The following is a 22,920-nucleotide window of genomic DNA, read 5'->3' as shown; positions in this document are numbered from 1 at the left end:
TAAGTAGTAAAAGTTGTTTTTATAACCTTTCTTCAATCCATTTTTTAAAGTCAATAAAATTTTGAGGTGCAACACCGTGTCCAACAGGGTATTCTTTGTACCTATTTTTAATATTTAAAGTATTTAAAAACTCAGGAGCTTTTTTAGCCCATTCAACAGGAATTACTTGGTCTACGTTTCCATGAGAAATAAAAAAATCTAAATTTGAATAATCTTTACTATTTGTATCTTTTGGAAGTAACTCAGGATTTATATAACCGCTTAAAGCTATTATTTTTTGAACTTTTTGTGGGTAATTTAAAGCCACGGCATAACTTAAAATTGTTCCTTGGCTAAAACCTAATAAAAAGGTTTTATTGGGAGAAATATGATATTTTTCTTGAATTTCATCAATAAAAGTTGCTATCTTTTCTTTAGCTTCAATAGCTTCTGGAATATCAGAAAATTTTCCTTGGTCTGCTGTGAAATTTATGGTGTACCAGGCGTAACTTCCAAAACCTAAACTTTGTGGTGCTCTTGCACTAACAATTAAGAGGTTTTCAGGTAGTTCAGTTGCAAAAGAGAATAAGTCTTCTTCGTTACTGCCATAACCGTGTAATAAAATTAATAGCGATGTTTTCTCAGTTTGATGATTTGGTTCTCTAACAATATATTTTAGGGATAATTCTTCCATAATTATAACATAAAAAAGCCGCGTTTTTAAACGCGACTTCAAAAGTAATATTTTAAATATTTTTAAGCAATTCCTTTAAACCAGTCTTGAAATAAATCGCCAATTAAAGGTACTCTTTTTTCTTCACCTTGAATGGCTCCAATAAAACCTATAATCCAAAGAACAAAAAGCCCCATACCTATAGCACCTGTCACCCAGTAACCAGCAAATTGCCCAATAACAAATGAGTTTGCCAAAGAAAAAAGAGATAAACCTATCATTTGCCGAATATGAAAAGATGCAAATGAGTTTTTCTTATTAGTATTCATAATAAAAGCAATTAATGTTCCAATCCAAGTGATATAACTAATAATAGCAGTTGTTTTTCCTTCGTTTACTGTTTGATTTTCCATTTATTAAGAATTAAAGTTTAAGTTGTTTGTAAATATAAATAAATTTATAGTATTAATTTATTTTTTGAGAAAATTCCATACACTTTCCCATTCATTTTTTTATTTAAAAAGATAGCATTTTTAGAAGTAGAAAATATATTATTTGCAGTAAATGTATATTCAAAATTAGGGTTAAACAGTGTTAAATTGGCTTTAGTACCTTCTCTAATTGTATTATTTTCAATATTAAATGTGTTTCTAGGTTTTGTTGTTAAGCAGTTAATTAATGTTTCTAATGCTACTACTTTATTTAAAGCTCCAAATAAACTTTCTAAACCAATAGTTCCAAACTTAGCATTTTCATATTCTACTTTTTTATGTTCAATATCAATAGGGTTATGGTCACTGGTTATAATATCTATAGTTCCATCATTTATTCCTTTAATTAATGCTTTTGTGTCTTTTGACGTTCTCAAAGGAGGTAGCACTTTAGTGTTTGAATCAAATTTTATTAATTCGTTATCAGTTAATGTTAAGTGATGTGCAGATACGCTACAAGTTACATTTAAGCCTTTCTTTTTTGCTTCTTTAATTAATTGAACAGATTTTTTTGTAGAAATTGTAGGGATATGTAGCTTTCCCCCGGTATATTCTAAAATAAACAAATCGCGAACAATTTGTAATTCCTCAGCCAAAGTAGGATTTCCCTTTAAACCTAATTTTGTGCTATTTACCTCTTCATTAACCAATCCATCACCAGCAATAGCATTATCTTGTGGAAAACTGATAATAAGGCCATTAAAATTTTGGGCGTATTGCAAGCTTATTTTCATCAAATTAGCATTGGAAATAGATTTGTTATAATCTCCAAAAGCAATAGCACCAGAATTTTGCATATCAAATAACTCAGCAAGATTTTCCCCTTGTGCATTTTTTGTTAAATTCCCAATAGGATATAGTTCTGTAGCGGCAGAAATAGCTTTGTTTTTTAGAAATTCAATAGTAGATTTTGTGTCAGCTACCGGATTTGTATTTGGATTTACTGCAACAGCTGTGAATCCACTTTTTGCAGCGGTTTTTAATCCGTTTTCAATAGTTTCGCGCTCTTCAAAACCGGGCTCTCCAAAACATACGCTTGTATCAAACCAACCTTGAGAAATATGAAGATTGTTTAATTTAATTTCTTTGTAATTATCGGTATTTTTTATTGAATTTGCAATTTTAGTAATAATGCCATTTTTAATTAAAATATCTTTTTTTTGGAGATGGAATGGACTTGTATTGTCAATAATTATCGCAAATTTTAAGAGTAAATTCATTTGTTGAAATATTTTAGTATAAGCATTTCAATTAACAAAAATAGTATAGAAAATACTAAAAACCATTTAAAAAGCCAATTGATTTGTTCCTGATTATTTATTTCATTAAAAAAATCGTCGATAGATTTTATAATAGCTATATTTTTATTGTTAATTGTTAAACTTTTTAAGTCAATGTAGGTTAAATTACTCTCATCTCTATTGTAATTAAAAGCAATTGTTTTGATAAGTTTATCGTTATTTTTAACTTGGTAAAACCCACTTTGTAAATGTAAGCCTTGAATTTTAAGAGTTACCTTATTTTGTGAAATAGTTTGTAAAGGAATGAATTTCTGAGTTTTATTTTCAATTTTTAAAATAGCATCTTTCCCAATGGTAGTTTTTATATCAATGCTATTTTCTGAAGCTATTGTATAATATGGCTGGTTAATTTTTAGATTTTTTGCCGCAAAATTATAAAAAATGGGTACAATTAAAGGCGATTGTAAAAAGTTTGATATGTTGCTATTTAGAGGTGAAGAAATCCAGTAAATTATACCTTCTTTATTCTTTTTTGATGAAATAAAGGATGTATTATTAGCTAATTTTAGAACAGAAGAACTATTTTTTAAATAGGCTTTATAGTAAATTATTGTTTTGGGATATTGAAAATTAGAAACTCTTTTTTCAAAAACATCTTTTATTAATGGATGCTCATAATTGATTGTTGTTATTTTTTGTTCATTTTCAATTTTTTGGGTTATAATACCTATATCTAACGTTTTAAATATGTTATTATACGAATTAAGATTGCTATTTTTTGAAGGTATAATAACCAAAATACCACCATCTTTAGAGAAACTCTGTAAACTTTGTGTCAATTCTGGGGGAATAACAGCAATTTCATTCAGAATAATTAAATGTTGATTTTGTATATCATTATAGTTTAATTTTTGAAGTTGTACAGAAGTATAGTTAAACTCCTTCTCTGTATAAATCCTGTCTAAAAACTCTGATGAATTTCCAATAGAAAGTACATTTGTTTTCTCAGGTTTTGAAATCGAGAAATAAAAGTCGTTGTCAAATTTCAACGAAGAATCTACTAGTGAAAGTTTTCCATTAAAATCTAGTGAATCTGGAATGGTAAATTTAACAGTTGTAACTGTTGAATTTTTAAATTGTGCAGTTGTTTTACCAATTAATTTTGTATTGTTAAAGAGTGAAATAGGAATTGCAGAGGTATTATTTGAGGTGCTTTTAATTAGTACTTTAATGGTTATTTCGTTTAAATTATTTTTTGTTACGGTAATACTATCTATAAAAACATTTATATTTTTTTTAGGAGTAAGTTTTAAAAGAGATAAAGGCGAGTTTACATTTGTAAAGCTTGATTTATTTTTAAAATTAGCACGTTGAAAATCAGATATTAGTAGTGATTTATTTAAAGTGTTTATTAGGTGTTTGTTTAAGGTGTTTATTTTTAGTAAAACAGTGTTTAAATCTAATTTAGTACTTGAATATTTAAGAGAAATAAGTTTGTTTTTTAAACTTTTTACATCTAAATTTTTAAAAATAGCATCGTTAGTTATTAGTGAAATAGTATTGTTTAGCGGTGTATTTTCTTTTATAATTTTTTGCGAAATACTTCTTAATAACTCCCCTTCACTTCCCTTAGCCTGCATACTAAAAGAATTATCTAAATAAATGGTAGTGTTAAATTTTGTTTGTGTTGAAAAATTTGAAAAATAGGGCTGTGCAAAAGCGATGATTAAGGATGTTAATAAGAGTAATCTTGTAATTAAAATTAACCATTTTTTTAGCTTTGTACTTTTACGAGTTTGTTGTTCTATATTTTTTAAAAATTGAACATTGGTAAAAGGGACTTTAACAAAACGTTGTAATTGAAATAAGTGAACAATTATCGGGATGATAAGTAGCAGAAGTGCATATAAAATTTCTGGATGCTTAAAATGCATTGTTCAAAAAGGATTTTTCAAAGATATAAAAATATGGATAACTAGTTGTAAAAAATTAGTCAAAATATTTTTTTAAAATACCTAAAGCATAGTTACTTGCTATTGAATTTGCAAACTTAGGAAAATCTATAGTTGCATTGTTGTTGGCTTTGTCTGAAATTACACGAATAATAGAAAAAGGAATATTGTATTCAAAGCAAACTTGTGCAACTGCAGCTCCTTCCATTTCTACGCAATATGCAGTTGGTAAAATATGGTTTAAACGTTTTATGCTGTCTGTACTTGAAATAAACTGATCTCCACTGGCAATATCTTCATAAACAACTTTAGGGCGAGTTATATTGAAATTTTTAGCTTCGTTAGGGTTTATATAGGATGTGTAGGATTCTAGAAATTTATTGGTAGCATTTAGTAGTTTTGTAGGGTTTTTAGTTTCTAAAAATTTTCTTTCTAATAAGGGGATTTCGAAAGGTTCAAATAATGGGCTCGCATTCATATCATGCTGAAATAATTTTTTCCCAATAATGATGTCTCCAATATTTAGTTTGCTATTAATAGCTCCTGCAACACCAGTGAATATAAGCTCTTGAATATTAAAATCATTAATTAATTGTGTTGTTGTTACGGCAGAAGCAACTTTTCCCCAACGAGAAAAAACAAGTACTACATTTTTACCAAATAAAGTGCCAGTATAATAGGTTCTCATTCCCTTTGTTGAAGTTGAAATATTTTGAAGTTTGTTCAGTAATGCTTGAATTTCTTCTTGCATTGCGCTAATAATACCAATCATTTATTCAATTTTAATTGATAATGGATCCATCTTTCATTTCTAGTTTTCTATCAGCCATATTTGCTAATTCCTGATTGTGTGTAACAATTACAAACGTTTGATTAAATTTACTTCTAAGTGTAAAAAATAATTCGTGTAATTTTTTTGCTGAAGCTGAATCTAAATTTCCGCTTGGCTCATCGGCAAAAATAACATCAGGGTTATTAATTAACGCTCTAGCTACGGCAACTCGTTGTTGCTCACCACCAGATAATTCGTTTGGTTTGTGATTAATTCTATTTGAAAGTTCTAAAAAATCTAATAATCTTTTGGCTTTTGTTTCTGCTTCTTTTTTTGAAACATTTCCAATAAAAGCAGGGATGCAAACATTTTCAAGTGCTGTAAACTCAGGTAACAGTTGATGAAATTGAAAAATGAAACCAATATGCTGGTTTCTGTACCTTGATAAAGATTTATCTTTTAATTCTAATAGATTAGTATTGTTTATATGAAGTTTAGCATTGGTGTTAGCAGCAGGTTTGTCTAAAGTACCTAAAAGTTGCAATAGCGTTGTTTTACCCGCACCTGAAGGTCCCACTATAGCAACAATTTCCCCTTTTTTAATTGATAAATTAACACCTTTTAAAACTTCTAAATTACCGTAAAATTTATGAATATTTCTTGCTTCTATCATTGTGTAAAATAATGGTGTGAAAATACGTAAATAAATTGGTATTACAACCAGGATTTAAGTTTGTTGAAATCTAAATAATACACAAGTCGTACAGATAAGTTTTGTTGCAAAGGCTCTTCAAATAAATTATTTAAATTGTTAGAAAATGTTAAATAGGATTTATTGTCGGATTTAAAAATAGAATTTCTGTACAAAATAGACAATTCACTACCTCTTGAAAATTGCCAAATATATCTTAAATCTAAGTTCCATGAATTAAAATTCACGTCGTTGTCACCAGTATAATTACTTGAAATTAGGTATCCATTTTCATCTAATTTTGTATAATAGTCTCTATATATTACAGGAGACCAGTTGTATCTAAAAGCAATAGTTAAAGATGCTAAATCATTAAAACTATACTTTCCGCTTAGCGTATTTAAAACCGATTTTATTTTTCGGAAACCAAAAATAATATCTCCTTCATCTAAAGTTGTAATATAGCCACGCTCATCAAATGTTATGTCATAATTAAAAGAATAGCTCATGAAAAATTTATCACTCGCTCTATATATTGGAGTGAAACTAAATGAATAACCGTTGTCTTTTTCTCCATAATGTCTATTGTAACTAACAGAAGCATTGTATGCAAATTTTTTCCTAAAATCGGATGATACAAAGCTAGAAAAACCAACTCGAGGTGTTGTTACTAAAAAATCTGTATTATTTCTTGGAGCCCAATAGTCTCTACCTTCACCAATTCGAGCATTTATTCTACCTCCAAATGAAAATTGTTTGATAGTGGTAGCAAATAAATTCAATTGCAAAAAGTTTCCGGTATAAACATTTGGTTTAAAACGTCTAAACATGCCGCCACTCAATCGGAGGCGGTAATTATTGAATTTTTTTGTTGGTTTAAAAATTTGATAAGAAATATTACCAGAAAAGGAACTAAAGTTATTACGTCTTTGGAAACCTAGATCATTGATTTCATATTTATCATCAGCCAAACTACTTCTTAATCCATAGCGAAACTTCCCTTTAGTTTTATTGTAAGATAAGTTGGCAGAATATCCGTTTGTAGTACCTTCTGTTGGGTCTTTGGTGCTACTGTATTTTACAGATCCATTTAACTTTTTTGAATTTTCTTTGTTTGCTAAATTAAAAAGAAGAGCAGACACGTTAGCTTTTCTAAAGTGATTACTTCGAGATATGTTTGTATTGATTAATGATACAGATGAATTTTTATTAAATTCTTGATCTATTACAATCACATTGTAATTAGCAAAGGGTTCAGTCACTTCTTTTCTAATTTCATTAGTGGTAGTATTTTCAATAATAGCTTCGGTTTTATCAGTAATAGCATCTAGTACTGCTATACCTAACCCTTTTTTTGTTCTTCCCGATATTTTTACAGCTGTAAGTAATTTTGCAATATCTGGATTGTGAATAATAGTTTCATCTGTAGCTAAGTTAGAATATATGTCAAAATAATTAATAGGACGTTTCCCTATACGTCTTGAAAAAAACAAACCACCTTTATTAAGTAGGTCTGCACCCTCTATAAAAAACTGGCGTTGCTCATCAAAACGAACTTCAAAAGGACCTAAATTTAAAACTAAATTATCAAAACCAGCCTGACTAAAATCTGGGTTTATAGTGGCATCAAGTGTAAAATTATCACTTAAGCCATATCTTATATTAAAACCTAATTGTCCTTTTGTAGAAGTTTTTCCTTCAAAACTAGAAGTATTTAATGTTGTAACAGGTAAAAAGTTTAATCGAGTGGGTGTTTTAATATTTTCCAAATTGGTAAGTAAGCCAGAATATTGAGGAATACTCCCCACAGATTTATCAATATAATTCCAACTGTATTGTTCACGTTTACTTTGAATAAGTCTTTGAAAATTCAACCCCCAAGTTTGTACCTTTTGATTGGAGAAACGAAGTGCAGAATAAGGAATTTTCATTTCTACATACCAACCTTTACTATCAAAACTTATTTTACTGTACCAAACGTCGTTCCAACTAAAATCTTCACCATTTGCAGTTGAAACTTTTGCATCAGCTTGTGTACCACCGGCAGAAACAAAAAATTCAGTGTCATTTTGGCTATCATTAAGAGGGTTTAGTATCACTCCAAAAAAATCTGCTTGAGAAAAATTATCTCGATCACTTAATTGACGCATAATTTTTTCAGGGTGAGAGTCGTACATGTAAGCAGCAAAATAAATTGCTTCATCATCATAAACTACTTTTACTTCGGTTTTTTGGTTGCTAGGTTCAGGATCTCCATCGCCAGGTTTAAGCATTACAAAGTTTTTTGCAACAGGTAAGTTTTGCCAAGCAGCATCATTAAGAATACCATCTATTTTTGGGGGTGTTGTTACGCGAGTTGCAGCTAAAGATTTTCGTTTGATATTTTGTGAAAAACTTATTAAAAAGCTAAAGAAACAAAACACCAAAAAATAATTTTTCATAGAATGAGTTTGGAAGAAGAAACCAAGCAAAATTATTTAATCTATTTTTCTTTAACTATTAAAATTTGTTAAATTCATGTTAAAGACAAAAACTATTATTAATTGTTGTAAATTTTATATAAAAAACAAGGTGTATTTTAATTAAGAAATGTAATTTTGTGGTTTCTTTAAATAAAATAACGATGAATTTACACGAATATCAAGGAAAAGAATTGTTAAACAGTTTTGGCGTTAGAATACAACGGGGAATTGTTGCTAATAATCATAAAAAAGCTGTAGAAGCTGCAAAACAATTAGCTACAGAAACTGGTACAGATTGGTGGATTGTAAAAGCACAAATTCATGCAGGTGGGCGTGGAAAAGGTGGAGGAGTTAAACTTGCTAAAAGTTTAGATGAAGTGAGTACAATTTCAGAAAACATTATTGGAATGATGTTAAAAACACCTCAAACACCTCCTCAAGGTAAAAAAGTGAATCAAGTGTTGATTGCAGAAGATGTTTATTATCCTGGAGAAAATGAGCCAGAAGAGTATTATATGTCTGTACTTTTAAATAGAGCTACAGGTAGAAATATGGTAATGTATTCTACTGAAGGAGGTATGGATATTGAAGGTGTTGCAGAAAAAACACCTCATTTAATTTTTACTGAAGAAATTGACCCTTTAATTGGTTTGCAACCATTTCAAGCTCGTAAAATAGCATTTAATTTAGGTCTTTCAGGCGGCGCTTTAAAAGAAATGATAAAATTTGTTACTTCGTTATATACTGCCTTTGTAAAGTCTGATGCATCATTATTCGAAATTAATCCCGTATTAAAAACTTCTGACAATAAAATTTTAGCGGTTGATTCTAAAGTTGTTATAGATGATAGTGCACTTTTTCGTCACAAAGATTTAGCTCAATTACGTGATTTACGTGAAGAAAATGAGATTGAAGTTGAAGCCAATGCCGCAGGTTTAAATTATGTAGATTTAGATGGAAATGTAGGATGTATGGTTAACGGTGCTGGTTTGGCAATGAGTACAATGGATTTAATTAAACAATCTGGAGGTGAGCCTGCAAATTTTTTAGATGTTGGAGGTACTGCTGATGCTAAACGTGTTGAAACGGCTTTTAGAATTATTTTAAAAGATCCAAATGTGAAAGCAATTTTAGTAAATATTTTTGGAGGTATTGTACGTTGTGATAGAGTAGCACAAGGTATTATAGATGCTTATAAAAATATGGGTGATGCTATTAAAATTCCAATTATTGTAAGATTGCAAGGAACCAATGCTAAAGAGGCTAAAGAGCTTATTGATGCAAGTGGCTTAGATGTTATTTCTGCAACTGAATTTCAAGAAGCAGCAGATAAAGTAAAAGAAGTTTTAAAGTAAAACAACAATTTTATTACCATAAAAAAACCGACTATAAGTCGGTTTTTTTTATGGTTTTTAGTAAACTAGTAATTCTTAAATATCTTCAAAATTTACATCAGTAAAACTTTCAGTACCTTTATTCTCTTCTGAAATTTCAGAAGGTCTTTTAAAGTCTTTTTGGTGACGCTCAGAGATTACTTCTTCACCCTTTTCAGTTAAAATATAGTCTGTTGCGGCCTTCAACATTTCATTAAATTCAGCAAAATCTTCTTTATATAAGTAAATTTTGTGTTTTTTGTAATGAAAAGATCCATCATCATGTGTGAATTTTTTACTTTCAGTAATGGTTAAATAATAATCTTCTGCTTTTGTTGCTCTTACATCAAAAAAGTAAGTTCTTCTTCCTGCTCTAAGAACCTGTGAGAATATCTCTTCTTGTTCTAAATGTTCTTTTTCCATAATTAATTCTCTATTTTTAATTAATCTTATAAATTAGATTGATACACAAATCTATAAAAATATTTGACTTATCTCACTATTTTTAAATTTCTTTTTCTAAAAGTTGTTGTTGGTAAAGTTCTTTATAATAACCATTTTTATTAACTAACTCGTTGTGCGAGCCTTGTTGAATTATTTTTCCTTTTGAAAGTACAATAATACTATCGGCATTTTTTATTGATGAAATTCTATGGCTAACTATAATGGTTGTTTTATCCTTACTAATTTTATGTAAATTACTCAAAATTATTTCTTCTGTCTCGGTATCAACAGCCGATAAACAATCGTCAAAAATTAATATTTTAGGATTTTTAATAATTGCTCTAGCAATAGATATACGCTGCTTTTGCCCTCCAGATAGTGTAACACCTCTTTCGCCAACATAGGTGTTATACCCTTCATTAAATTCAATAATGTTGTGGTGTATATATGCGTCTTTTGCAGCTTGTTCAATTTTGCTGTCAGATGCAGATTCATCACCAAATTTAATATTGTTTTTTATGGTATCTGAAAATAGGAAAGCTTCTTGAGGTACAAAGCCAATGCTTTGACGCAAATTATCTAAATTTAGTTGTTCAATATTTTTACCATCAATAAGTATTTCACCAGATTTTACATCGTATAAACGTGCAATTAAATTTATAATGGTAGATTTTCCAGAACCAGTATTACCTAAAATGGCTAATGTTTTTCCTTTCTCAATTTTAAAACTTATATTTTTTAAGGCGGTGATATTGGTATCATCATAGGTAAAGGATACATTTCTAAATTCTATATTTCCTTCAATTTTTGAAGGTGTAAGGCAATTATTCTTAATTTCAGGCTCTTGTTGTAAAAATTCGTTAATTCGTTTTTGAGAAGCTTCAGCCTGTTGTACCATTGAGGTTACCCAACCAACAACAGCAACTGGCCACGTTAACATGTTAACATACATAATAAATTCTGCAATTACCCCTAATGAAATGGATCCTTCAATATAGCGTAATCCACCTATGTAAATCACTAAAATATTGCTTAGGCCAATAAGTAGGATCATTGCAGGGAAAAATAATGCCTGTGCTTTAAATAAATGTATGTTTTTTTCTTTTGAAGTATTGGCAATATGTTGGAATTCCTGCATTGCTTTATCTTCAATACCATAAGATTTTAAAATACTTATACCTGAAAAAGTTTCTTGGGCATTGGTTGTAAGCTTAGATAGGTATTGTTGAACAATAGTGCTTCTTTTATTTATAATTCTACTTAAAAAATAAATGGAAACAGATAAAATAGGTAGCGGCAATAAAGTATAATTAGTTAATGTTGTATCAATGTTATACATTTTTATAATTGCAACAACAAATAGCACCAACATATTCATAGAGTACATAATGGCTGGGCCAAAATACATACGTACTTTGCTTACATCTTCACTAATACGATTCATTAAATCACCAGTCTTATTTTTTTTGTAAAAATTTAAGGATAAGCGTTGGTATTGTTGATAAATTTCATTTTTCAAGTCAAACTCAATTAAACGAGAGGTAACTATTATTGTTTGTCTCATTAAGAAAGTAAAAAAACCAGAAAGTAAAGCAGCACCAACTATTAAAAGTATGTTATTTAACAAGTCAGCCTTTACCAATGGTAAATCGGTTACGATACCATTTTTATAATTTTCGGCTAAATTCACAGATTCTCTAATAAGTTGAGGAACCTGTAAAGCTAAAACTTTAGAGAAAATTGTAATAACTATCCCTGTTAGCAGTCGGTATTTATACTTTAAGAAGTATTTATTTAAGTATTGTAAAGCTTTCATAAAGTATTTAAAAGCACTTTAATTTTAAAAGCACGAATATACATTATTAAAATTTTAATTTTAATATTTTGTGATAGATTTAACGTTGCTTTAAAAAAACGAAAACAACATTTTATTTCTGAAAAATAATAGTACTTTTGCGCTATTAAAAACACAAAAAAAATCAAAGTTCTTTAAATGATAAATAGAAGACATATTCGAGTAAAGGTAATGCAATCAGTTTATGCATTCTTACAATCTAAAAGTGATGTTCTCGATAAGGAAGAAAAATTTTTATACAATAGTATTGACAAGATGTTTGATTTATACGTATTGTTGCTTCGTTTATTAGTTGAAGTTAGAAATTTAGAAAAAAAGCATATTGTAATTTCTCAGAAGAAGTTTTTAGCAACTCCTGAAGAATTAAAACCAAACACAAAATTTATTGAAAATCAAATTTTTCAATTGTTAGAGGAGAGTGTTTCATTAAAAAATTATATTGAAGCCAATAAATTAAATTATTGGAACTTAGACAATGAATACGTTCATGAAATATTAAAACTCACCAAAAAAAGCAAATCGTATGCAACTTATATGAACTCTAAAAAATCTTCATTTCAGGAAGATAAAGAGTTTGTTGTGGCATTATTTAAAGAAATAATTGCACCAAATGAAAAATTGGCTGATTATTTTGAAGACAAAAATATTAGTTGGGTTGATGATATTCCTTTTGTAAACACATGGATAGTTAAAACCTTAAATCAAATAAATGTAGCAGAAGCTTTTAGATTGGGCAATTTATATAAAGATGAAGGAGATAAGGCGTTTGTAGTTGATTTATTTAGAAAAGTTGTACTAAATCATACTGAGTTTGAAAAAGAAGTTATAGATAAAACACCTAACTGGGATACCGATCGTATTGCTGAAATAGATATGATTTTGATAAAAATGGCTATTTGTGAGTTTTTAAAATTCCCATCAATACCAGTTCGTGTAACCATTAATGAATACATTGAAATTGCGAAAGACTATTCAACAGAAAAAAGCAGTTTTTTTATTAATGGAGTGTTAGATAAAATTTTGAAAGATTTTACGGAGTCAAAAAGATTAGATAAAATAGGGCGAGGATTATTATAATTTTATATTTTTACAAAAATTAAACGAAATAAAAATGAAAAAAATCACAATAATTTATATTGCTATATTAGGTTTAGCAGTTATATCATGTAAAGAAAATGCAACTTCAAAAGTTAAAGAAACCAATTTAGAAACCGCTAAAGAAAGAGATGCTAAAATTAGTTTGGGATCAGCAATTATTGAATTTGATAAACCAGCATTTGAGTTTGGTACTATTACTGAGGGTGATATTGTAAAAGGTGATTTTACAATTTATAACAAAGGGAAAGTTGATTTAGTTATAACAAAAGCAAAAGCATCTTGTGGTTGTACTGTACCGGTTTGGCCTAAAGAAGCTATAAAACCAGGAGATTCTGCTGTTTTAAAATTTTCATTTAATTCAAGAGGAAAAAGAGGAAACAATAACAAATCTATTACGCTTACAACCAATACCGAAAAAGGAACAGAGATTTTAAGAGTTAAAGGAACTGTTTTACCTAAAGAAAAATAATAAATTAAAAACAAAACAAAACAAAATGTATACAGTTATATTCTTACAAACAGATGGAAGTACATTGTCAACCATGCTTCCTTTTTTATTAATGTTTGTGGTTATTTATTTTTTTATGATACGACCACAAATGAAACGACAAAAAAACGAAAAAAAATTTCAAAGTTCTATTGCAAAAGGGAATAAAATAATTACTACAAGTGGAATTCACGGAAAAATTGTAGATATCGTAGATAGTGATAATACCGTAATAATTGAAACTGGAGCAGGGAAAATGAAATTTGAACGATCAGCAATTTCAATGGAGCTTAGTAAAAAGTTACAAGCACCTAAAGAAAAAAAATAAGCATAGTTACATATAAAATAAAAGTGAGCTGTTAAGCTCACTTTTTGTATATTTAGACTTATTTATAAAAAATGAAATTAGTTGTAAAAACTTCAGGGATATCAATTACAAATAAAAGGAAAGTAAAAGTATTTTTATTTATACTACTACTTACATCAATAATTTGGGTGTTAATTGAATTGTCAAAAATAACTAATAGTACAGCTGTATTTGCCGTTGAATATAAAAATATACCTACAGGGATGTTATTGCAAAATAGTCCTACTTCAGAGGTAAATATTGTATTAAAAGCTCCAGGTTTTTCATTGCTAAAATATAAGTTAAAAAAAAACAGAGTTACTTTTAATTTAAGCAATGTAGTTAAGGGTAATCCAAATTACTTTTTAGTACCAAACCAGCAAAAAGCATATTTAAATTCTCAATTATCAGGAGAAACAGAAGTTGTTAGTGTTTTGAAGGATACCATATTTATAGAGTTAGGTAAAAATAAATCAAAGAAAGTTCCAGTAAATCTTCTGTTAGAAATTAAATTCAAATTAGGATATAATTTAACAGAACCTTTAAAAATTATACCAGACTCTGTAACCATAACTGGTCCAGAAAAATATGTTGATTCAATTAAAGAATTATCAAATACCTTATTGCAATTAAGTGATGTACACAAAAATATTAACAGAGAAATAGATTTAAAATTACCACCAAAAAACACGAATATTATTTTAAGTACAACAAAGGTTATAGTTAAAGCCAATGTAGATAAATTTACCGAGGGAAGTTTCAATATTCCTGTTACCATAATTAATAAACCAGAAGGTGTTAAAATGAATACTTTCCCTAATATAATTGAAGTTATTTACCAAGCAGGGCTTTCAAACTTTAATAAAATAACAAAAAATAGTTTTGTAGTTGTTTATGACTATAAACAATATGAAAATGATACGTTATTACAATATTTAACACCAATAATTAAACAAAAAAGTGATTTAATTTCTTCTATAAAAATCAATCCAAGTCAGATTGAATTTTTAATTCAAAAATAAAACGATTCTTTTAAAATTTTATCAATGAAAATAATAGGCTTAACAGGAGGAATTGGAAGTGGTAAAAGTACAGTTTTACAATTGTTTAGTAATCTTGGCGCTACAGTTTATATAGCAGATGTAGAAGCCAAAAAATTGATGCACACAAATAAAGAACTAATAAAACAGCTTATAGCATTATTTGGTAGCAAAGCATATATAAATAATGAATTAAATAGAAAATATATATCTTCTATTGTTTTTAAAGATAAAAATAAATTAGAAGAGTTAAATAAATTGGTTCATCCTAAAGTACAAGAACATTTTGCTGAATTTGTAAAAAAATGTAAGACAAATCTTGTGATTTATGAGTCAGCAATCCTATTTGAAAGTGGCAGTAGTAAAATGTGTGATTTAATAATTACTGTTATTGCAAATTTTGAAGATAAAATGAATAGAATTATGAAGCGTGATGGAGTATCTAAGCAACAAGTTTTAGACAGAATGAAAAATCAGTTTGAAGATGATTTTAAGATGAAGAAATCTAATTTTGTTATTAGAAATCATAAATTAAAGAGTACAACAATTCAAGTTTCTACAATTTATGACTTAATAGCTGCAATACCTGAATCTTAAAAAATATCTTAAAAAAATGTTAAAATGTTGAATTTATTGTTAACTTACGTTAAATTTTAACATAATTACTATTAAAAGTTTAATTTTGAACAATGGGAAAGAAGGTGTTTATACTCATTATTGTTTTAATGAGTATTGCTTTAATAGGTATTATTTCTGTTCAAGTTTTTTGGATAAAAAACACCATACAAATTACTGAAGCGCAATTTACTTCTAATGTGAGATTTGCACTTGCAAAAGTTTCAGAAGATATTAAACAGCGAGAATTTGAAGATTTTTATTTAAAATTATCAGAAATTTATAGAGAAGGTGAGAAATTTAAAGCATCGGATATTCGAAAGTTTATTTATGAAAAAATTGATACAACGAATAATGAAAAATTTACCTATTCTCAAAGTATAATTGAACAAAACTATAAAGTGCCAACTGAGTTCTTTGAAAATGATACCATAAACTTTAAAGAAATTTTTAGTAAAGAAGAGATTGTAATTGTAAAGGATCAAAATTTTGATAAAGATTATAATGGAATCAATCCTCCTGAAGAGCGCTATATTAAAGTAGGAAGATTTGAAGGAGCTCAAAAATCATATTTAGAACGTCAATTTGATGTTTATACAAGTAGATTGCCCATTCATAAAAGAGTTAGTAATAAAGAAATTTCCTACAGATTAAATAATGAACTAAAAAGTAGGGGAATTGATACCGATTTTAAATATGGAATTTACAGTAACGGATTAGCAACACAAGTAAAATCTGGTTATTTTAGAAAAGAAGCAGGTAAAAGTTATAAAGTGCCCATGTTTGCCGATGAAGATGGAAATAGTAATTTTCAGCTATATGTAACATTTCCTGAAAAGAAAAATTTCATACTATCTTCAATTTATAAAATATTAACACTTTCTGCTTTTTTTATTCTCATTATAATTTTAGCTTTTGTTAGTGCCTTGTATCAATTGGTAAAACAAAAGCAAATTTCTGAGATAAAAACAGATTTTATAAATAATATGACGCATGAATTTAAAACACCAATTGCAACCATTAATTTAGCACTAGATGCTATAAAAAATCCAAAAATAATAAGTAATCAAGAAAAGGTGTTGCGTTATGTAAAAATGATTAGAGATGAGAATAAACGCATGCACGCACAGGTTGAAAATGTATTGAGAATTTCTAAATTAGAGAAAAATCAATTAGATGTTAGTAAGGAAAAAGTAGATATTCACGACATATTAGAAGAGGCTGTAACACACGTTGATTTATTAATAAAAGATAAAGGAGGTTATGTTAAATTAGATTTAAAAGCATACGATACTGAAATATTAGCGAATGAGTTTCATCTTACGAATGTAATCGTTAACATGTTAGATAATGCTATAAAATACTCTAAAGGAGTTCCTAAAATTAATATTTCAACTGAAAACACAAATAAAAGTATTATTATTAGAGTTAAAGATAATGGTATTGGAATGAGCAAAAGTGTTCAAAAAAATATTTTTAAAAAGTTTTATAGAGAAGAAAGAGGAAATATTCATAATGTGAAAGGACATGGTTTAGGACTTTCATACGTAAAAAAAATAATTGAAATTCATCAAGGTGAAATTTCTGTTGAAAGTGAAAAAGGAATAGGAAGCACTTTTACCATAAAATTACCCTTGATTTAAAAATTTAAGAATAATGGAAAACAAAAGAATTTTATTAGTAGAGGATGATCCAAATTTTGGTACAGTTTTAAAAGATTACTTAACATTGAATGATTACAATGTTACACTTGCAATTGATGGGTTGGAAGGGCTTATCATGTTTAAAAATGATGATTACGACTTGTGTATTTTAGACGTAATGATGCCTAGAAAAGATGGTTTTTCATTGGCTAAAGATATTAGAAGTACCAATGCAGATATACCAATTATATTTTTAACAGCAAAAACTATGAGAGAAGATGTGTTAAAAGGGTATCAGGTAGGGGCTGATGATTATTTAAATAAACCTTTTGATTCTGAAGTTTTGTTATATAAGATTAAAGCAATTATGCAACGTAAAGAAGGAGAGAAAAATAAAGAGGAAGAAGTATTTGAGTTTAAAATTGGAGATTTTAATTTTAATTCAAAACTCAGACATTTATCATATAAAGGAGGCGAACCTCAAAAATTATCACCTAAAGAAAGCAAATTATTAAAAATGCTTACACAGCATAAAAATGATTTGATGCCAAGAGAATTAGCGCTGACCAAAATTTGGCGTGATGATAATTATTTTACTTCACGAAGTATGGATGTTTATATTGCAAAACTGCGTAAATATTTAAAATTAGATGAAAACGTTGAAATAATTAATATTCACGGAGAAGGATTTAGGCTTATTGAAAAATAGAAAATTTAAACCTGCTTTTGCAGGTTTTTTTATGCCAAAAATGTATCTTTACTTTAAAATTAAAAGGTAAAATGGCACAATTTGTAAAAATTTATGAAGAAAACCCTAACGAACGTGAAATAGATAAAGTTGTAGCAATTTTAAAAAAAGGAGGGTTAATTATTTATCCTACAGATACGGTTTATGGTGTTGGTTGTGATATTACCAACGCGAAAGCTATGAGCAAAATCGCAAAAATTAAAAATATAAAATTGGATAAAGCCAATTTTTCATTTATTTGTTATGATTTAAGTAACCTTTCAGACTATGTTAAACAAATTGATACTCCAACCTATAAAATATTAAAAAAGACTTTACCAGGGCCTTATACATTTATTTTACCAGGAAATAATAATTTACCTAAAGCTTTTAAAAATAAAAAAACAGTAGGAATTAGAATACCTGATAATATGATTATTAGAGAGTTGGTTAAAAAATTAGGAAATCCAATTGTATCTACATCTATTTATGACGAAGATGATTTAATAGAATATACTACAGATCCTGAATTAATTTTTGAAAAATGGGAATCTAGGGTTGATATTGTAATTGATGGAGGTTACGGCGGTAATATTCCTTCTACAATTATTGATTTGTCTGATGGTGAAATAACAGTTCTTCGTGAAGGAAAAGGAAGCATTGATTTTTAACGTCGTGATAACTGAAATTAAAGGTCTTTAAAAGTTTTTTTTCTTTGTACAAAGTACTTCCAAACAATACTTCTAATTGCATAATAATTAGTTTGTTGAAACCCTTTTCTTTTTGCTATCATTTTAGTTAAATAAAAGTAAAAGCTAAAATGTGCTTTAATTATTGCAATGGTATGTTTAGGACGTAACTCAATTAAAAATTTAACACCTGCAATGCCATCAAGTAGTAATCGTGAAAAAATGATTAAAAACAGGTTGTCTTTCGGTACATTTTTCACAAGTGAGAATAGACTATTTCTAAAATTTAAAAAAGTTTTATGCGGGCTTTCTTCCTTCAAAGTAGCTCCTCCAACGTGATATACGGTTGAACTACCAACATATTTAATAGTTTTTTGAATGTTTTTTGCTCGCCAACACAAGTCTATCTCTTCTTGATGTGCAAAATAATCTTCATCAAAACCTTTTAACTCATGAAAAACTTCAGAACGAATAAAAAAGCAAGCTCCAGACGCCCAAAATATATCAATAATGTCATCATATTGTTTGTTATCTGTCTCTAGATCTGAGAAAATTCTTCCTCTGCAATATGGATATCCAAATTTATCTATAAATCCGCCTGCTGCACCGGCATATTCAAACTTAGATTTATCTTTATAATCTAATATTTTAGGTTGAATAATAGCTGTTTTAGGTTCATTTTTAAAAGTAGTAATAATTGAATTTAACCAGTTTTTAGTAACTTCAATGTCTGAATTTACCAAAGCAAAAACATCTGCATTCACATGTTGTAAAGCATCATTATACCCTTTGGCATAGCCGCCATTATTGTTGTTTTTTACAATTTTAATTTCAGGGTAATTTTCTTCAATAAATTTTATAGAATCATCTGTAGAGGCATTGTCTGCAATAACTATTTCTACATTAGGCAAATTGCTGTATTTTACAATTGAAGGAATAAATTTTTCCAATAATTGTTTACCATTCCAGTTTAAAATAACAACAGCTGTTTTCAATTCTTTATTCTTAGTTTAGATTTTAATATAATTAAATAGATTAGGCTTGTTAAAACTATTACAAATGTAATTACTGCAAAAATCCATTTTAATGACGTAAAAGTAGATGTTAATGAACAAATAGTATTGAGTTTTGTTGGATATTTTGAAAGCATTACTATAATTCCAGTATTTTCTAAAATATCAAACCAACTAATTAAAAAAGGCGTTAAGCTTACTATATTAAACCTTTCTAAATTATTAATTTTAAATAATGTTAAAATAATAAATGCATATGTAAAACCATAAATAATTGCATACGGAAAATCAATAAATAGTTCAGATAATTTATAGGCATTTCTTCCTTGCTCTCCAAGATTTTCAAATAAAGTATAAGCTACATCTGTTGAATATGAAAATTTTAAGTCTAAAATGGATTTTATGTCAATTTCTATAGCTGAAATTAATTCAGGAAACTTAGGGAGTAAAATAACATTAAATAGAACAATTAAAAATAATCCTATACTAATATTTCGTTTTGTAGCAAACTTTGTTAAAAAGGTATAAAAATGCTTCATTAATTGGTTTGTGTAAACGTTTTACTACTAATTTTCCACCCATTTTGGGTACTTAAAAGTATTAAATAGTCTGTATAAGATTTTTTAGAATATACAAATTTAGTCTTAAAATTTGCAATACTACCCGTGATGTCTCCATCTAATATTACGGTTTTAACTTCTTGAAATCCATCTGTTTTAACTTTGTTTAAATACGCCGTTAAAGGAATTACTATTTCGTTACCATTTAAACTGGTATATAAACTGGCATTCGTAGAAAAGGCACTTTGCAATTGTTTTATATTTGCATTTTTTCTTCCTTCAAAATAATTGGTTATTGTTTTTTCTATCGCTAAAAATTCATTTTTTTTGTTTAAAAAATTACGTAATACGTTATTAAATTCTTCAGATGCATTTATATATGGGAAATGTCCTTCATTATGAAAAGTATATACGTCAGCATCCTTATAGAGCTCTTTTATTTTTTTGCGTAATTCAGGTTGAATAAGTGGATCGTTATCAGATTCAATAATTAATTTAGGAATACGTTTAACACTATAATTAGATGGAGAAGCTGTAAAATTATCAATAACAACATAATATCTATTCATAAATTGTTTTTTACTAAAGGGCAAACTTGGTAAAAAAGCTTTTAATAATTCATTGTTTTTTGCAGCAGGAACTAGCTCATTATTTATTTTTTCTGTTGCTAATTTAGCTATTAATATTTCAGGCAAATAAGGTATTACCTTACTTTTTGTTGCATTTTCTTTCGCTATTAAGTTATTTGGAGGAAATGTATTTCCAAAAACTGCTTTTTCTATACGTTCAGGAATAATGGATACTAAATACTGTGTAATGTAGCCACCCATGGAAGTTCCAACGGCATAAAAATGGTTAATGTTTTCAGTTTCTAAAATTTTTAAAATACCATTTGATGCTTTTTCAAGTGTATTAATTTCTTCGGGAAGGGTATAGGTTATTACATTGTAATCTTTTTCAAATTCGGCTACTTGTTGCCACCATAAATCATAAGCACCACCCATTCCATGTGAAAAAAGAATGGTTTTAGCACCTTTTCCACCAGAATAGTAAATCCATTTTATACCATTAATAATAATTTCTTTTGTTGGTTTTTCTTGAAATTTCTTTAAATCTATAGCAGGTTTATCATTAGTTGTATAAATGCTAAAAAAATTGGTTTTAGGGGCTGGAATTAAAAATACACCAACAATAATTAATAGTAAAACAGCCACTATTTTTTTGAAATAACTCTTCTTCATTTCTTATTCGTTATAATTAGGAATGGAGTTTAAAAATACATATTCTTCTTTAAAAAAATCCATTTTACAATAATAGTGTTTTAATCCATTTGAAACTATTAAGTAGTTTGCATTTAATTTTAAGTTATAGCGAGCAATTTGATCAAAGGTGTGTTGTGTAATTTTAATTGAAGGTGCTTTACATTCTACAATTATTTCTGGAGTTCCTTCCACGTTAAAAACTAAAATATCTGTTCTTTTTGTTAAGTTGTTGATTGTTAGTTGCTTTTCAATAGCTATTAATGAAATAGGATACTTTTTTTCTTTAACCAAAAAATGAATAAAGTGTTGACGTACCCATTCTTCAGGAGTTAAACTCACATATTTTTTTCTCACAATATCAAAAATAGTGTACTTATTTTTGGTATTTTTGATTTTGAATTTATAAGTTGGTAAATTCAGTAAATGCATTTAACAAAAATGCTAATTTTTTTTTATAAATGAGTGACGTTGCTAAAATAGTTTCTGATATTGAAAATAGAAATATCAAACCTGTTTATTTTTTAATGGGTGAAGAACCGTATTATATTGATAAAATTTCAGAATTTATTGAAAATAATGTGCTTACTGAAGAGGAGAAGGGCTTTAACCAAATGGTTTTATATGGAAGAGATGTTACTATTGAAGAAATTATAGACAATGCCAAACGTTTTCCAATGATGGCAGAGCGTCAAGTGGTTATTGTTAAAGAAGCGCAAGACTTATCAAGAACAATTGAAAAATTGGTTTCGTATGTAGAAAACCCACAACCATCAACGATTTTAGTTATTTGCTATAAGTATAAAACTATTGATAAACGTAAAAAGTTGTACAAAGCCATTCAAAAAAACGGGTTGGTATATGAAAGTAAAAAGCTTTATGAAAATCAGGTTGCTGATTGGATTAGGCGTGTTTTATCTGGTAAAAAATATCAAATAGAATCTAAGGCTACATTAATGTTGGTGGAATTTTTAGGTAATAATTTAAGTAAAATAAGTAATGAACTTAATAAGTTAATGGTTGTTTTACCTAAAAATTCAGTAATTACACCTAAAGATATTGAAGAAAACATAGGAATTAGTAAAGATTATAACAATTTTGAGTTGAGAAAAGCTGTAGGTGAGCGCAATGTTTATAAAGCAAATATGATTATTAATTATTTTGCTCAAAACCAAAAAGCAAATCCTATGGTTGTTACAATCTCTTTGCTGAATAGTTTATTTACACAAATATTAGTTTATCATAGCATAAAAGATAAATCTAAAAGCAGTGTTGCCAGAGCTTTAAAAATAAACCCTTTTTTTGTTTCTGATTATATTACCGCTGCAAAAAACTATCCAATGCGTAAAACATCTCAGGTTATTGCTTTTTTACGTGAAGCAGACCTCAAAAGTAAAGGAGTAGGAGCAAATGCACTACCAAGTGGAGATATTTTAAAAGAACTAATTTTTAAAATAATTCATTAATATTTTTAGAATTTAAAAGTTTGTAATTTTAGCTTCCAATATTG

General features: G+C 27.9%; 23 protein-coding genes. 10 read left to right on the top strand and 13 right to left on the bottom strand.

Translation table 11 applies throughout. The features are described 5' to 3' along the window. Window positions 1-19: 19 nt before the first annotated feature. The 7 genes from Lupro_RS03610 to Lupro_RS03580 form a co-directional block, all read right to left on the bottom strand. Window positions 20-673 (bottom strand): alpha/beta hydrolase, encoded by a 654-nt coding sequence (locus Lupro_RS03610; RefSeq protein ID WP_068206353.1) that lies wholly within the window; start codon window positions 671-673, stop codon window positions 20-22. A 62-nt stretch (window positions 674-735) separates the two neighbouring features. Further along, window positions 736-1,065 (bottom strand): DUF4870 domain-containing protein, encoded by a 330-nt coding sequence (locus tag Lupro_RS03605; protein ID WP_068206351.1) that lies wholly within the window; start codon window positions 1,063-1,065, stop codon window positions 736-738. A gap of 44 nt (window positions 1,066-1,109) precedes the next feature. After that, window positions 1,110-2,363 (bottom strand): dihydroorotase, encoded by a 1,254-nt coding sequence (locus Lupro_RS03600; RefSeq protein ID WP_068206349.1) that lies wholly within the window; start codon window positions 2,361-2,363, stop codon window positions 1,110-1,112. Beyond that, entirely contained in the window at window positions 2,360-4,318 is a 1,959-nt protein-coding gene (locus tag Lupro_RS03595; protein WP_068206347.1) for a BatA domain-containing protein, read from the bottom strand. Before Lupro_RS03595 ends, Lupro_RS03600 begins: the two co-directional genes overlap by 4 nt. Window positions 4,319-4,373: 55 nt before the next feature. After that, on the bottom strand, window positions 4,374-5,108 hold the full coding sequence (locus Lupro_RS03590; RefSeq protein ID WP_068206345.1) for a 5'-methylthioadenosine/adenosylhomocysteine nucleosidase: 735 nt from the start codon (window positions 5,106-5,108) through the stop codon (window positions 4,374-4,376). Window positions 5,109-5,118: 10 nt separating this feature from the next. After that, window positions 5,119-5,781 (bottom strand): ABC transporter ATP-binding protein, encoded by a 663-nt coding sequence (locus Lupro_RS03585; RefSeq protein ID WP_068206344.1) that lies wholly within the window; start codon window positions 5,779-5,781, stop codon window positions 5,119-5,121. Between the two features lie 41 nt (window positions 5,782-5,822). Then, a complete protein-coding gene (locus tag Lupro_RS03580) occupies window positions 5,823-8,240 on the bottom strand; it encodes a DUF5916 domain-containing protein (protein ID WP_068206342.1) in 2,418 nt (805 codons plus the stop codon). 182 nt (window positions 8,241-8,422) lie between these two features. On the opposite strand from Lupro_RS03580, the gene sucC reads away from it, so the two are divergent. Next, the gene (gene sucC / locus Lupro_RS03575; RefSeq protein WP_068206341.1) at window positions 8,423-9,616 is read left to right on the top strand and encodes an ADP-forming succinate--CoA ligase subunit beta; all 1,194 of its coding nucleotides are present in this window, start codon (window positions 8,423-8,425) and stop codon (window positions 9,614-9,616) included. Between the two features lie 75 nt (window positions 9,617-9,691). Here the strand turns inward: sucC and Lupro_RS03570 are convergent, their stop codons facing one another. Further along, a complete protein-coding gene (locus tag Lupro_RS03570) occupies window positions 9,692-10,057 on the bottom strand; it encodes a PUR family DNA/RNA-binding protein (RefSeq protein WP_068206339.1) in 366 nt (121 codons plus the stop codon). Between the two features lie 82 nt (window positions 10,058-10,139). Then, window positions 10,140-11,894, bottom strand: coding sequence for an ABC transporter ATP-binding protein (locus Lupro_RS03565; protein ID WP_068206337.1), 1,755 nt, complete (start codon window positions 11,892-11,894; stop codon window positions 10,140-10,142). A 177-nt stretch (window positions 11,895-12,071) separates the two neighbouring features. On the opposite strand from Lupro_RS03565, the gene nusB reads away from it, so the two are divergent. The 8 genes from nusB (at window position 12,072) to Lupro_RS03525 (ending at window position 18,560) form a co-directional block, all read left to right on the top strand. Beyond that, on the top strand, window positions 12,072-13,010 hold the full coding sequence (gene nusB / locus Lupro_RS03560) for a transcription antitermination factor NusB (RefSeq protein ID WP_068206334.1): 939 nt from the start codon (window positions 12,072-12,074) through the stop codon (window positions 13,008-13,010). A gap of 34 nt (window positions 13,011-13,044) precedes the next feature. Next, complete coding sequence (locus Lupro_RS03555) at window positions 13,045-13,500, top strand: DUF1573 domain-containing protein (protein WP_068206332.1); 456 nt, start codon at window positions 13,045-13,047, stop codon at window positions 13,498-13,500. Between the two features lie 25 nt (window positions 13,501-13,525). Beyond that, window positions 13,526-13,846: a preprotein translocase subunit YajC gene (yajC, locus tag Lupro_RS03550; protein WP_068206330.1), complete on the top strand. Its 321-nt coding sequence runs from the start codon at window positions 13,526-13,528 to the stop codon at window positions 13,844-13,846. A 71-nt stretch (window positions 13,847-13,917) separates the two neighbouring features. Beyond that, window positions 13,918-14,886, top strand: a complete 969-nt coding sequence (locus Lupro_RS03545) for a CdaR family protein (protein WP_068206323.1) — start codon at window positions 13,918-13,920, stop codon at window positions 14,884-14,886. A 24-nt stretch (window positions 14,887-14,910) separates the two neighbouring features. Then, on the top strand, window positions 14,911-15,501 hold the full coding sequence (coaE, locus tag Lupro_RS03540; protein WP_068206321.1) for a dephospho-CoA kinase: 591 nt from the start codon (window positions 14,911-14,913) through the stop codon (window positions 15,499-15,501). A 92-nt stretch (window positions 15,502-15,593) separates the two neighbouring features. Then, complete coding sequence (locus tag Lupro_RS03535; protein WP_068206319.1) at window positions 15,594-17,162, top strand: sensor histidine kinase; 1,569 nt, start codon at window positions 15,594-15,596, stop codon at window positions 17,160-17,162. Between the two features lie 13 nt (window positions 17,163-17,175). Beyond that, on the top strand, window positions 17,176-17,871 hold the full coding sequence (locus tag Lupro_RS03530) for a response regulator transcription factor (protein WP_068206317.1): 696 nt from the start codon (window positions 17,176-17,178) through the stop codon (window positions 17,869-17,871). Between the two features lie 71 nt (window positions 17,872-17,942). Next, a complete protein-coding gene (locus Lupro_RS03525; protein WP_068206315.1) occupies window positions 17,943-18,560 on the top strand; it encodes an L-threonylcarbamoyladenylate synthase in 618 nt (205 codons plus the stop codon). A gap of 17 nt (window positions 18,561-18,577) precedes the next feature. Here the strand turns inward: Lupro_RS03525 and Lupro_RS03520 are convergent, their stop codons facing one another. The 4 genes from Lupro_RS03520 to Lupro_RS03505 are packed head-to-tail and all read right to left on the bottom strand — an operon-like array spanning window position 18,578 to window position 21,842. Continuing rightward, window positions 18,578-19,573, bottom strand: a complete 996-nt coding sequence (locus Lupro_RS03520) for a glycosyltransferase family 2 protein (protein ID WP_068206313.1) — start codon at window positions 19,571-19,573, stop codon at window positions 18,578-18,580. Beyond that, window positions 19,570-20,130 carry a hypothetical protein gene (locus tag Lupro_RS03515; protein ID WP_068206311.1) on the bottom strand — a complete coding sequence of 187 codons (561 nt, stop codon included), beginning with the start codon at window positions 20,128-20,130 and terminating at the stop codon, window positions 19,570-19,572. Before Lupro_RS03515 ends, Lupro_RS03520 begins: the two co-directional genes overlap by 4 nt. Continuing rightward, complete coding sequence (locus tag Lupro_RS03510) at window positions 20,130-21,392, bottom strand: alpha/beta fold hydrolase (RefSeq protein WP_068206308.1); 1,263 nt, start codon at window positions 21,390-21,392, stop codon at window positions 20,130-20,132. Before Lupro_RS03510 ends, Lupro_RS03515 begins: the two co-directional genes overlap by 1 nt. Before the next feature lie 3 nt (window positions 21,393-21,395). After that, window positions 21,396-21,842, bottom strand: coding sequence for a type I restriction enzyme HsdR N-terminal domain-containing protein (locus tag Lupro_RS03505; protein WP_068206306.1), 447 nt, complete (start codon window positions 21,840-21,842; stop codon window positions 21,396-21,398). 29 nt (window positions 21,843-21,871) lie between these two features. On the opposite strand from Lupro_RS03505, the gene holA reads away from it, so the two are divergent. Next, complete coding sequence (gene holA / locus Lupro_RS03500) at window positions 21,872-22,876, top strand: DNA polymerase III subunit delta (protein ID WP_068206304.1); 1,005 nt, start codon at window positions 21,872-21,874, stop codon at window positions 22,874-22,876. Window positions 22,877-22,920 lie beyond the last annotated feature (44 nt).

The sequence above is a fragment of the Lutibacter profundi genome (genome assembly GCF_001543325.1).
In the GTDB taxonomy this organism is placed as follows: Bacteria; Bacteroidota; Bacteroidia; order Flavobacteriales; family Flavobacteriaceae; genus Lutibacter; species Lutibacter profundi.
The sequence above is the reverse complement of the archived record's forward strand: the minus strand, read 5'-3'. Positions and strand labels throughout refer to the sequence as shown.

Coding starts and splice junctions, on each gene's coding strand:
- Lupro_RS03510 (WP_068206308.1), bottom strand. CDS start 21,392: ATGAAGAAGAGTTATTTCAAAAAAATAGTGGCTGTTTTACTATTAATT.
- Lupro_RS03515 (WP_068206311.1), bottom strand. CDS start 20,130: ATGAAGCATTTTTATACCTTTTTAACAAAGTTTGCTACAAAACGAAAT.
- Lupro_RS03590 (WP_068206345.1), bottom strand. CDS start 5,108: ATGATTGGTATTATTAGCGCAATGCAAGAAGAAATTCAAGCATTACTG.
- holA (WP_068206304.1), top strand. CDS start 21,872: ATGAGTGACGTTGCTAAAATAGTTTCTGATATTGAAAATAGAAATATC.
- Lupro_RS03555 (WP_068206332.1), top strand. CDS start 13,045: ATGAAAAAAATCACAATAATTTATATTGCTATATTAGGTTTAGCAGTT.
- Lupro_RS03605 (WP_068206351.1), bottom strand. CDS start 1,065: ATGGAAAATCAAACAGTAAACGAAGGAAAAACAACTGCTATTATTAGT.
- Lupro_RS03595 (WP_068206347.1), bottom strand. CDS start 4,318: ATGCATTTTAAGCATCCAGAAATTTTATATGCACTTCTGCTACTTATC.
- Lupro_RS03585 (WP_068206344.1), bottom strand. CDS start 5,781: ATGATAGAAGCAAGAAATATTCATAAATTTTACGGTAATTTAGAAGTT.
- coaE (WP_068206321.1), top strand. CDS start 14,911: ATGAAAATAATAGGCTTAACAGGAGGAATTGGAAGTGGTAAAAGTACA.
- Lupro_RS03545 (WP_068206323.1), top strand. CDS start 13,918: ATGAAATTAGTTGTAAAAACTTCAGGGATATCAATTACAAATAAAAGG.
- Lupro_RS03565 (WP_068206337.1), bottom strand. CDS start 11,894: ATGAAAGCTTTACAATACTTAAATAAATACTTCTTAAAGTATAAATAC.
- Lupro_RS03610 (WP_068206353.1), bottom strand. CDS start 673: ATGGAAGAATTATCCCTAAAATATATTGTTAGAGAACCAAATCATCAA.
- Lupro_RS03600 (WP_068206349.1), bottom strand. CDS start 2,363: ATGAATTTACTCTTAAAATTTGCGATAATTATTGACAATACAAGTCCA.
- Lupro_RS03580 (WP_068206342.1), bottom strand. CDS start 8,240: ATGAAAAATTATTTTTTGGTGTTTTGTTTCTTTAGCTTTTTAATAAGT.
- Lupro_RS03535 (WP_068206319.1), top strand. CDS start 15,594: ATGGGAAAGAAGGTGTTTATACTCATTATTGTTTTAATGAGTATTGCT.
- nusB (WP_068206334.1), top strand. CDS start 12,072: ATGATAAATAGAAGACATATTCGAGTAAAGGTAATGCAATCAGTTTAT.
- Lupro_RS03525 (WP_068206315.1), top strand. CDS start 17,943: ATGGCACAATTTGTAAAAATTTATGAAGAAAACCCTAACGAACGTGAA.
- Lupro_RS03530 (WP_068206317.1), top strand. CDS start 17,176: ATGGAAAACAAAAGAATTTTATTAGTAGAGGATGATCCAAATTTTGGT.
- Lupro_RS03505 (WP_068206306.1), bottom strand. CDS start 21,842: ATGCATTTACTGAATTTACCAACTTATAAATTCAAAATCAAAAATACC.
- sucC (WP_068206341.1), top strand. CDS start 8,423: ATGAATTTACACGAATATCAAGGAAAAGAATTGTTAAACAGTTTTGGC.
- Lupro_RS03570 (WP_068206339.1), bottom strand. CDS start 10,057: ATGGAAAAAGAACATTTAGAACAAGAAGAGATATTCTCACAGGTTCTT.
- yajC (WP_068206330.1), top strand. CDS start 13,526: ATGTATACAGTTATATTCTTACAAACAGATGGAAGTACATTGTCAACC.